The sequence below is a fragment of the Actinomadura sp. WAC 06369 genome, assembly GCF_003947565.1.
GTDB classification, from domain to species: Bacteria; Actinomycetota; Actinomycetes; order Streptosporangiales; family Streptosporangiaceae; genus Spirillospora; species Spirillospora rifamycini.
This window is the reverse complement of record NZ_QHJN01000225.1, coordinates 1-10,518: the sequence shown is the minus strand read 5'-3', so window position 1 is coordinate 10,518 and position 10,518 is coordinate 1. Positions and strand designations below refer to the sequence as shown.

Below are 10,518 nucleotides of genomic sequence, written 5' to 3'. Positions count from 1 at the left end.
GCGCGGGAAGGGGCGGGGCGGGCGTCAGGCGGGCGGGGCGGCGTGCGTGTGGCGCGGGACGAACTCGGGGTCGAGCACCACGCGGGCCGGTTCGTCCCCGGCCTTGCCGCCGATCCGGTCGATCAGCAGCCGCACGGCCGTGGCCGCCATCTCCCCGAGGTCGTACCGGACGGTCGTCAGCTCGAAGGACGCCCACGACGCCATCGGGATGTCGTCGAAGCCGATGACCGTGAGGTCGTCCGGGACCCGGACGCCGAAGCGGCGCGCGGCGTCCAGCGCGCCGATCGCGATGACGTCGTTGCCGCAGAACACGGCGGTCGGGGGCGCTTCGGAGGCGAGCAGCCCGGTCAGGCCCGCGTACCCGGTGTCGAACTCGAAGGGGCCGCGCCGGACGCGCGACTCGGGGAGCCCGATCCCGGCCTCGGCGAGCGCGAGCCGCAGGCCGTACTCGCGGTCGCGCCCGGTGCTGGTGTCCTCGGGCCCGAAGATGCCGGCGATCCGCTCGTGCCCGAGCCCGACGAGCTCGCGCGCGGCGAACCCGGCGCCGCGCCGGTTGTCGACGACGACGGCGTCGCCGGGGGTGCCGCCCTCGCGGTTGAGGTAAACGAACGGGAGCCCGCGGCGGCGCAGCTCGGCGGGCAGGCCGGAGCCGAGCGTGGTGGTGGCGAGGACGACGCCGTCGATCGAGCGGTCGAGGAGCCGCTCGTAGGCGAGGGCCTCGTCGGAGCGCTCGGTGAACAGCATCATGCGGTAGTCGAGCCGGCCCAGCTCGTCGTGGAGGGGGCCCACGAGGTGCGGGTAGAACGGGTTGGTGAGGTCGGTGACCAGCACGCCGATGCGCCGGGACGTGCGGGTGGACAGGCTGCGGCCCGCCTCGCTCGGCACGTAGCCGAGGGCCTGGGCGGCCTCGCGCACCTTGGCGCGGGTCGCGGCGGACACCCGCTCGTCGCCCCGGAGCGCGCGCGACACCGTGGGCTGGGAGACGCCGGCCAGCCGGGCGACGTCGCGGCTCGTGATCCCCACCTGCTGCCTCCACGCCTGCGCGCCGCGACGGCGGCCTCTCGATCGACGCAGGCAAGCATACGTCTATTCACCCGCTGTCCGAAGCCGTTCAGCGGGACTGCGATTGACAACACCGCACCCGCTGCGCGTAGTGTGCATACGTATGAATACTCAGGACGCGGACCCGCGGCGGGTCCCGGTGACGGCCGCCGAACTGGCCCGGCGGACGATCCGGCGGGACGACTTCGTCTCCTGCGACCAGGCGTTCATCGACTGCCGCACGCCCGGATCGGACCGCAAGGAGAACTACGCGATGATCGGCCCCGGGGTGAGCCAGAGCCCCGGCCAGGTGATCAACCTGCGCGAGCCGCACGGCTACAACATCGGCGCGGCGGCGATGCCGAACGGCGTGACGAACAGCCTGCACCTGCATTTCACCGCCGAGGTGTTCCTGTGCTTCCGCGGCGAGTTCCTCCTGCGGTGGGGCGCGGACGGGACGGACGGCGAGCTGCTGCTCCGCGAGGGCGACATCGCGTCCATCCCGACGTGGATCTTCCGCGGGTTCACCAACGTGGGACCCGACGACGGCTGGCTCTTCACCACCCTCGGCGAGGACGACACGGGCGGCATCATCTGGGGCCCGTCGGTGCTCCGCGAGGCCGCCGACCACGGGTTGTTCCTCACCGAGGCCGGCGAGCTGGTCGACACGGTCGCGGGCGAGGCGGTCCCCGAGGGCGCGCGCACGGTCCGTCCGGTCTCGGCCGAGCAGATCGCGGGGCTGCGCACCTACACGGCCGACGACCTGCGCCGCCGCGTCGCCGCCCCGGACGACCTGAGCTGGAGCGACGCGCCGTTCCTCGACTCCCGCCTGCCCGGCGGCGGGGCGCGGCTCGCGGCCGTCATCGGCTACGGCATGACCGAGGACCGCTTCCAGGAGCCGGTCGTCCACAACCCGCACGGGCACAACGTGGCGTGGCTGAAGGCGCGGCCCGGCGAGGGCCTCAACCGGCACCGGCACGGCGAGTCGCAGGTGCTGATGGTCAAGGACGGCGAGTGGGAGGTCGTGCTGAACGGGCCGGGCGAGGAGCTGGCCGTGCGGCTCGGCCCGTGGGACATGCTGTCCGTCCCCGCGCACGCCTGGCGCTCGGTCCGCAACGCCGGGGACGGCGAGGCGTCCATGGTCGTGGTGAACGGCGGCGACGGCCGCGTCCGGCTGGAGTGGGACGACGACGTCGTCAAGGCCGCCGCCGACGCGGGCACCGCCCTCGACCCGGGCGGCTACCTCGCGCCCGCCGACCTGGTCCCGCGATGATCCCGACGCTGCTCGTGCCGGGGATGCTCTGCGACGCCGACCTGTGGTCGGGCGCGGACCTCCCCGGGACGCCCGTCGCGATCACCCAGCCGACGGTCACCGGGATGGCCCGCCAGGTGCTCGCCGCCGCGGACGGCCCGTTCGTCCTCGTCGGGCTGAGCCTCGGCGCGATCGTCGGGTTCGAGGTGCTGCGCCTCGCGCCCGAGCGGGTCGCCGCGTTCTGCGCGATCTCCACCAACGCGGGCGCCCCGACCCCGGCGCAGCTCGCGGGCTGGCGCGACATGGCCGACCGGACGGAGCGCGGCGCGTTCGACGACGTCGTCCGCGGCATCCTCCCGACGATGTTCGCCGAGCCCGGGCACGACGAGCGGTTCCTCGGCATGGCGCACCGGATCGGCCCCGACGTGTTCCGCGCGCAGCTCGCCGCGCAGGCGACCCGCCGGGACGCGTCCGCGCCGCTCGCCGCCGCGCCCTGCCCGGTGCTCGCCGTGTGCGGCGGCGCGGACGCGCTGTGCCCGGTCGGGTTCCACCGGCGCATCGCCGAGACCGCGCCCTTCGGGAGCCTGCGCGTGCTGCCCGGCGCGGGCCACCTGCTGCCCGTCGAACGCCCCCGCGTCCTCGCCGGGGTCGTTCGCGAATGGCTGGACCACCAACCCACAACGAACAGGAGGACGTCGTGCCCCACGTGCTGAAGGAGCCGGTGCCGCAGGAGCGCGTCGCGCGCGACCTCGGCGAGGTCCGCGCCCGCGTCGAGGAGATCATCGCGGACGTCCGGGAGCGCGGCGACGCCGCCGTCCGGGACTACTCGGAGAAGTTCGACCGCTGGACGCCGCCGTCGTTCAGGCTGTCGGACGCCGAGGTCGAGAAGATCGTCGCGGGCGTCCCCCGGCAGGTCATCGAGGACATCGAGTTCGTGCAGGAGCAGGTCCGCGGGTTCGCGCGGTTGCAGCGCGACTCGATGACCGACTTCGAGGCGGAGACGCTGCCGGGCGTCCGGCTCGGGCAGCGCCACGTGCCGGTGTCCGCCGCGGGCGCCTACGTGCCGGGCGGCCGGTACCCGCTGACGGCGTCCGCGCACATGACGATCGTGACCGCGAAGGTCGCGGGGGTGCCGCGCGTCGTCGCGTGCACGCCGCCGATCCGCGGCGAGGTCCCGGCGGCGACGGTCGCGGCGATGCACCTCGCGGGCGCGGACGAGATTCACCTGCTGGGCGGCGTCCAGGCGGTCGCGGCGATGGCGGTCGGCACCGAGACGATCGGGCGCGTCGACCTGATCGCCGGGCCGGGCAACGCGTACGTCGCGGAGGCGAAGCGGCAGCTGTTCGGCGAGGTCGGCATCGACCTGTTCGCGGGCCCGACGGAGATCCTGGTGATCGCCGACGAGACCGCCGACCCGTTCACCGTCGCCGTCGACCTGCTGTCGCAGGCCGAGCACGGCCCCGACTCCCCGGCCGTCCTGGTCACCACCTCCGCCGCCCTCGGGCGGGAGGTGGCGGCGCACGTCGACCGGCTGCTCCCGGGCATGCCCACCCGCGACTTCGCCGGGCCGGCCTGGCGCGACCACGGCGAGATCGTCGTCGTCGACTCCGTGGACGAGGCGTTCGAGGTCGCGGACGGGTACGCGTCCGAGCATGTCGAGGTGCTGACCGCCGACCCGCGCCGCGCCCTCGACCGGATGCGGAACTACGGCGCGCTGTTCCTCGGCGAGGGGACGTGCGTGTCGTACGGCGACAAGGTCATCGGCACGAACCACGTCCTGCCCACGCGGGGCGCCGCCCGCTACACCGGCGGCCTGTGGGTCGGGAAGTACCTGAAAACCGTGACGTACCAGGAGGTCACGGACCCGGCGGCGAGCGCCCGCCTCGGCGAGGTGTGCGGCCGCGCGGCGCGCGTCGAGCTGTTCGAGGGCCACGCCCGGTCCGGGGACGTCCGCGCGGCGCGGTTCGGCGACGCGTCGTTCCCGTGGATGGACGAGGCGCGGGCGCTCAGCGGGGACCCGTCGTGACCGCCGGTCCCGGCGGCGCGGTGGCGGGGCGGACGGCGCTGGTCACGGGCGGCGGCAACGGGCTCGGCGCGGCGATGGCGGACGCCCTCGCCCGCGCCGGCGCCCGGGTGGTCGTCGTCGGGCGTGACCGGTCGAAGGTCGCCGCGGTCGCCGCCGGGCTGCCCGTCCCCGGGCGCGCCGCGACCTGCGACGTGTCGGATCCGGCGAGCGTCGCGGCGCTCGCGGCGGAGCTCGCGGACGAGGCGGTGTCGGTCCTGGTGAACAACGCGGGCGTCCCGGGCCCGGTGAAGCCGCTGGTCGACATCGAGCCCGACGAGTGGGACGCGGTGTTCGACGTGAACGTGCGCGGCGTCTACCTGATGTGCCGGGCGTTCCTCCCGGCGATGGTCGAGCGGGGGTCGGGGGACGTCGTCAACGTCGCGTCCGTCAGCGGCAAGCGCCCCCTGGCCGCCCGCACCCCGTACTGCGCGTCGAAGACGGCGGTGCTCGGGCTGACCACCACGCTCGCCGCGGAGGTCGGGCCGCTCGGCGTGAACGTCAACGCGCTGTCGCCGGGGCCGGTCGCGGGCCCGCGGATGGAGCGCAACTTCCGGCTGGAGGCCGAGCGCACCGGCACCGACCCGGCGGACGCGGAGCGCGCGTTCGTGTCCCGCGCCGCGCTCGGCCGGATGGTCACCGCGGACGAGGTCGCGACGGCGCTCGTGGCGATGCTGGGCATGCCGGGGCTGTGCGCGGCCGACATCGACCTGTCCGCCGGGATGGTGGCGCGGTGACCGGACCGGAGGCGGCCGGCCTCAAGCAGCGGATCCGGGCCGGGGAGAAGACGCTCGGCGGCCTGCTGCGGCTCCCCGGCGAGTTCCTCGTGGAGCTCGCCGGGGTCGCCGGCTTCGACCACGTGCTGATCGACCTGGAGCACGGTCCCGCCGACCTCGTCGCGCTCCAGCACCACATCGCGGCGGCCGAGGCCCACGGGCTGGACGTCCTGGTCCGGGTCGGGGCCGGGGATCCGGGGCTGGTACTGCGGGTGCTCGACCTCGGCGCCACCGGGATCGTCGTCCCGCACGTGGACACCGCCGCGGACGCCCGCGCCGCCGTCGCCGCCGCGCACTACCCGCCGCTCGGCGCCCGGGGGTTCGCCACCTACAGCCGCGCGGGCGGGTTCGGCGCGGCGTCGATCGCCGACCACCTGCGGCGGTCCGCCGAGCGGACGGTCGTCGTGGTGATGGCCGAGACGCCGCGGGCGTGCGCGAACGCGGCCGAGATCGCCGCCGTCGAGGGGGTGGACTCGGTCATGGTCGGGCCCGCCGACCTGTCGGTGGCGATGGGCCTGACCGGCGGCGCCGCCGAACCGGACGTGCGGGCCGCGACCGAGGCCGTCCGCGCGGCGGCGGCCGGGGCGGGCAAGGCGATGACGACGATCGTGAACGACCCGGCGCAGGCGGCCGCCGCGCCGCCGGGGCTCGTCGTCTACAACCTCGCGCACGTCCTCCTGCGGACGTTCCGGTCCCTCACCGCGCTATAGTCGGTTCCTGATATCAGGGAGCGACTATGGCACGAAGTGTGGACAACCCGCTGGCCCTCGCGGTGCTGGGCCTGCTGATGGAACGCCCGATGCACCCGTACGAGATGGGCGTCGTGCTGCGCGAGCGCGGCACGAACGTCCGGACGAACCGGGGCTCGCTGTACGACGTCGTCGCGGCGCTCGAACGCGAGGGCTGGGCCCGCGCCCGCGAGACCGTCCGGGACGGGACCCGCCCCGCCCGGACCGTCTACGAGCTGACCGGCGACGGCCGCGACGCGTTCGTCCGGCGGCTCGACGAGCTGATCCGGGCGCCGCGGCGGGAGTACCCGGTGTTCCTCACGGCCGTCGCCTACCTCGGGGCGCTGGGCCCCGAGGGGGCGGCGGACGCCCTCGCCGACCGGGCCGGACGGCTCCGCGACGACCTCGCCCGCATCGACACCGGGCTCGCCGAAGCGGACGTCCCGCGCCTGTACGTCATCGAGGCCGAGTACGCGCGCGCGCTCGTCCAGGCCGAGCTGGCGTGGGTCGAGCAAGTCCTCACGGAGATCGCCGACGGCTCGCTCGCCTGGCCCGACAGCGAGGAGGACTGATGGAGTACGGCATCTACCCGGGCGGGGTCACCGGAGACGACGAGGGCGGCCTCGCCACCGGACCCGCCGACGACCCCGCGAAGATCCTCGCGGCCCTCCGCGACCTCCAGGGCGACGGCCCGTTCCTGGTCCGGGGCTACCGCGGCTTCACCGACCCCGGACGCCCCCGCCCGGAGGCCCCGCAGGACGTCGAGCAGTACGCGGGCGAGGGGCGCCGCCTCGACCTCGTCGTCCAGTACCAGTCGGCGTCCGGCGACGTGCCCGGCTACCTGGACTTCGTCCGCGACACCCTGCGCCGCCACGGCCCGCACATCGCGACGCTCCAGATCACCGAGGAGCCCAACGTCGCCGGGATCCCCACGCTCGACGGTTACTACCCCGACGTCCGCCGCGCCCTCGTCGAAGGCGTCGTCGCCGCCCGCGCCGAGGCCGACCGCCTCGGCCTGGACGGCCTGCGCGTCGGCTTCAACACCACGCCGATGTTCGGCCCCGCCGCCGGGTTCCTCGCCGGCCTCACCGAACTCGGCGGGCAGCCGTTCCTCGACGCCCTCGGCTACGTCGGCCTCGACTTCTTCCCCGACGTGTTCATGCCCGCCCCGGACCCCGGCGCCGCCACCGCCGGGCTCCTCGAGATGCACCGCGACCTCATGACGTCGGCGGGAATCCCCTCCTCCGTCCCGCTGCACCTCACCGAGAACGGCTGGCCCACCGGCCCCGACCGCACCCCCGAACGGCAGGCCGAGGTCCTGGACGCCGTCCTCGGCACCGTCGTCCGCCTGAGCGGCGACCTCGGCGTCGGCGCCTACCTGCACTTCGCGCTCCGCGACGCCGACTCGTCCCGCGACGGCCTGTTCCACCGCTTCGGCCTGCTCCACGACGACTACACCCCGAAGCCCGCGTTCGAGACCTACCGCGGATACACCGCCGGCCGGTGACCCCGCGGCCACCGGCCGGCGGCCCTCACGACAGGCCGTAGGCGCGGACGACCGTCTGCGTCACCGCGTTGCCGTCGCGGTCCCGCACCGTCGCCCGCAGCGACACGAATTTGGCGCCGTCCGGCGGGTCGACGCGGACGACGCCCAGCGCGGCGCCCCCGGCGGCCCGCAGCTCCCGCCACGTCGCGCCGTCGTCGAACGACGCCTCCACCGTGATCGACGCGACCGGCACCGCCGCGGCGCCCGGGAGGCGCTCGACCCAGTACGGGACGAGCGTCGCCCGGTCGCCGGGCGCCCGGTTGCGCTCGTCCAGTCCGGCGGGCAGGAACCGCGCGACCAGCAGCGGCAGCTTCGCCGCCGCCTCCGTCTCGGCGGACCGGAACGTCCACACGGTGTCCTGCCGGGCCGGGACGGACCCGCCGGGCCACGCGATCGACTCCCGAAGCGTGTACGCCGCCGCCCCGGCCGGGACGGTCGCCTCGATGTCGGGCGTGTCCCACCCGTCGATCTCCTTCTCCGCGAGGACCGCGCCGTCCCGGGCGAGCGTCAGCGTGCCCGTGCCGGTGAACGCCCGCCCGCACGACTCCAGCGCACCCGTCGCCGCGCAGCTCGACGCGACCTCCAGCACGTTGCCGTCCCGCCGGTTGCTCCAGTCCGCGGGCACCGGGCCGAGGACGGCCGCGTTCCACGCGTCCGCCTGCGGGCCCGGCCGGTACGACCGCTCGCCCTTGTGCATCCGGGCGACGTTCTCGCCGCTCCCGTCGTTCAGCCGCAGCTCCCGGCTCCACGCGATCCCCCCGCCGGCCCGCAGGTACAGCGTGAAGTCGCCGGGCACGGGACGCGTCACGTTCGTCGCGAGGGTCCCGTCCGCCGCGGTCGCGTACGACCGCAGCGACCCGCTCTCGGCGCCGCCGAACGCCCGCACCGACGTCCGGATCCCGGCCATGTCCGCGCGCCGCGTGCGCAGCGACGGATCGTCCGGGATCCCCCTCTCCGCCCGGAAGTCGTGGAACACGTACGGGCTGGTCTCCGCGCCCGCCTTCTCCCACGTGGCCAGCGCCGTGTAGCCGAGCCGCCCGTCCGCGCCCGTCTGCACCGACACCCGCCGCCGCGCGTCCCCGTACAGGTACATGATCGAGTAGCCGGGCTCGGCGACCCGGTTCAGCGTCACGGTCGCCCCCGTCAGCTCCGCGCCCGCCGTGTCGTTGGTGAACTCGACGGGCGTGGTCCGCCGCGCGTCCATCGGGACCGCGTTCGCGCCCGCCTCCAGCGCGTAGACCTTCCGGAACCCGCTCGTCCACGACGAACCTGTCGCGAACTGCCCCGCGACGTCGTACGTCCCGACCGGCACCCGCGCCGTGGCCGTCCCGTCGCCGTTCGGCAGCGCGTCGTACGACCGGCCCGTCTCCATGTTCGTGAGGGTCGGCCAGAAGTACGGGACGGGTTTCCCGTCACGGTCGGTCCCCGTGACCGTGACGACGCTCGTCGGCGGCTCCATGTACGCCACGACCGGCGTCACCACCGCGCCGTCCGCCCCGTTGGCGGTCAGCGTGCCCTGGTAGACGCCCGCCGCGACACCGTCGACCCCCCGGAACGCGACGACCGCGGTCGCCTCGCCGTTCGCGGGCACCGTCACCCGCGGCGCGTCCAGCGACACCGCCCCGTCCGGCGGCGGCGCCCCGTCCGGCCCCTCCAGGCCGATCTCGAGCGCCAGCTCGACCGGCGCGTCCGACGCGTTCGCGTACGTCACCGTCCGCCTCACCTCGGACGTCCCCGAGTCGGGCCACTTCGCGTCCACGTGCAGGCTCGACGGCGACGCCGCGACGCCCCGCGCGACGGCCGCGCCCGCGTCGACCCGTCCGGCGCCCTGCGCCCCCGCCGCCACGGGCAGCCGCTTCGCCGAACCCATCAGCATCGACTTGATCCGCGCGCCGTCCCACCCCGGATGCCGCTGCGCCACGAGCGCCGCCGCGCCCGCCACGTGCGGCGTCGCCACCGACGTCCCCGACAGCCGGGTGTAGGAGCCGTCCACCGGCGCCCCCACCGACGTGCCGCCCGCCCGCGCCGCGACGACCCCCACGCCGGGCGCCAGGATCTCGGGCTTGATCAGGTTGTCCCACATCCGCGGGCCCTGCACCATCGACGCGAGACGGTCCTGCCGGTCGACGCTGCTCACCGCGAGCGCCGACTCCGCCGCCGCCGGAAGCGCGATCACCCCGGGGTACGGCCACGACAGGTCACCGGCCGCCGCGACGAACAGCGTGCCCGTCTCCTCCGACAGCCGGTTCACCGCCTCCTCCACCGGGTCGACCGCCGGCGAGTCGCAGAAGCAGCTCATGCTCAGGTTCACGACGTCGGCCTTCGCCTCCTCCGCCGCCCACGTCATCCCGGCGATCAGCCACGACTCCCGCCCCTGCCCGGTGTCGTCCAGCACCTTGCCGCTGACGATCCGCGCGTCCGGCGCGACCCCCCGGTACGTCCCGCCCGACGCCGCGCCCGACCCCGCGATCACCGACGCGACGTGCGTCCCGTGCCCGAACGCGTCACCGGCCGACGCGGTCGGCGTGAAGTTCGCCGCCTCCGCCACCTCCAGGTCGGGGTGCTCCCCGTCGACGCCCGAGTCGAGCACCGCCACCGTGACGCCCTCGCCCGTCAGCCCCGCCTCCCACGCGGCCGGCGCGCCGATCTGCGGGACGCTGCCGTCCAGGCTCGCCCGCACCTTCCCGTCCAGCCACAGCCGCGCCGACGGAGCGCCGACGAACTCCCGCCACGCCTCCGACAGCCCGTCCTTGTCCGCCCGCACCGCCGTGAGCCCGCCCGCGGCGATCGTCCGTCCGGCCTTGAGGGCCCCGACCGGACGCGCCGCGATCAGCGGCAGGTCGTCCCGCTCGTCCCCGTACCCGGACGCGAGCAGCCGGTGGACCTCGAACAGCCGCCGGTCGAGCCGTCCCTCCGCGAGCAGCGGCACGGCGTCCATCGGCGTCACGGTGATCGCGTCCTCCGTCACGTGCACGGAGAAGCCGATGCGTTCGCGCCCCGGCCCCGGCTCGACGTCGACGAGCGGCGCCCGTCCGTCCCGCGCGGTGACCGCCACCCGGTCCCCGGTCACGAGCGTGACGGAGCGGGACACCCCGCCCGGCGCGGCGGCCGCC

At 75.6% G+C, this 10,518-nt stretch carries 9 protein-coding genes; 7 read left to right on the top strand and 2 right to left on the bottom strand.

Annotated elements, in window-relative coordinates; genetic code table 11:
* Window positions 1–24 precede the first annotated feature (24 nt).
* Window positions 25–1,074, bottom strand: coding sequence for a LacI family DNA-binding transcriptional regulator (locus DMH08_RS36000; protein WP_267898597.1), 1,050 nt, complete (start codon window positions 1,072–1,074; stop codon window positions 25–27).
* A gap of 91 nt (window positions 1,075–1,165) precedes the next feature.
* On the opposite strand from DMH08_RS36000, the gene DMH08_RS35995 reads away from it, so the two are divergent.
* From DMH08_RS35995 to DMH08_RS35965, 7 genes are read left to right on the top strand one after another with little or no spacing between them, the layout of a single operon-like run.
* Window positions 1,166–2,314: a cupin domain-containing protein gene (locus DMH08_RS35995; protein WP_034518048.1), complete on the top strand. Its 1,149-nt coding sequence runs from the start codon at window positions 1,166–1,168 to the stop codon at window positions 2,312–2,314.
* A complete protein-coding gene (locus DMH08_RS35990) occupies window positions 2,311–3,006 on the top strand; it encodes an alpha/beta fold hydrolase (RefSeq protein WP_125620638.1) in 696 nt (231 codons plus the stop codon). Before DMH08_RS35995 ends, DMH08_RS35990 begins: the two co-directional genes overlap by 4 nt.
* On the top strand, window positions 2,991–4,319 hold the full coding sequence (gene hisD / locus DMH08_RS35985; RefSeq protein ID WP_125620636.1) for a histidinol dehydrogenase: 1,329 nt from the start codon (window positions 2,991–2,993) through the stop codon (window positions 4,317–4,319). Before DMH08_RS35990 ends, hisD begins: the two co-directional genes overlap by 16 nt.
* A complete protein-coding gene (locus DMH08_RS35980; RefSeq protein ID WP_026402714.1) occupies window positions 4,316–5,092 on the top strand; it encodes an SDR family NAD(P)-dependent oxidoreductase in 777 nt (258 codons plus the stop codon). The genes hisD and DMH08_RS35980 overlap by 4 nt, the downstream gene beginning before the upstream one ends.
* A complete protein-coding gene (locus tag DMH08_RS35975; RefSeq protein ID WP_199748166.1) occupies window positions 5,089–5,841 on the top strand; it encodes an HpcH/HpaI aldolase family protein in 753 nt (250 codons plus the stop codon). Before DMH08_RS35980 ends, DMH08_RS35975 begins: the two co-directional genes overlap by 4 nt.
* Window positions 5,842–5,867: 26 nt before the next feature.
* Window positions 5,868–6,431: a PadR family transcriptional regulator gene (locus tag DMH08_RS35970; RefSeq protein ID WP_125620633.1), complete on the top strand. Its 564-nt coding sequence runs from the start codon at window positions 5,868–5,870 to the stop codon at window positions 6,429–6,431.
* Complete coding sequence (locus DMH08_RS35965; RefSeq protein WP_125620631.1) at window positions 6,431–7,366, top strand: hypothetical protein; 936 nt, start codon at window positions 6,431–6,433, stop codon at window positions 7,364–7,366. The genes DMH08_RS35970 and DMH08_RS35965 overlap by 1 nt, the downstream gene beginning before the upstream one ends.
* A gap of 25 nt (window positions 7,367–7,391) precedes the next feature.
* Here the strand turns inward: DMH08_RS35965 and DMH08_RS35960 are convergent.
* On the bottom strand, window positions 7,392–10,518 hold a 3,127-nt coding region (locus DMH08_RS35960; protein ID WP_125620629.1), incomplete at its 5' end, for a S8 family serine peptidase.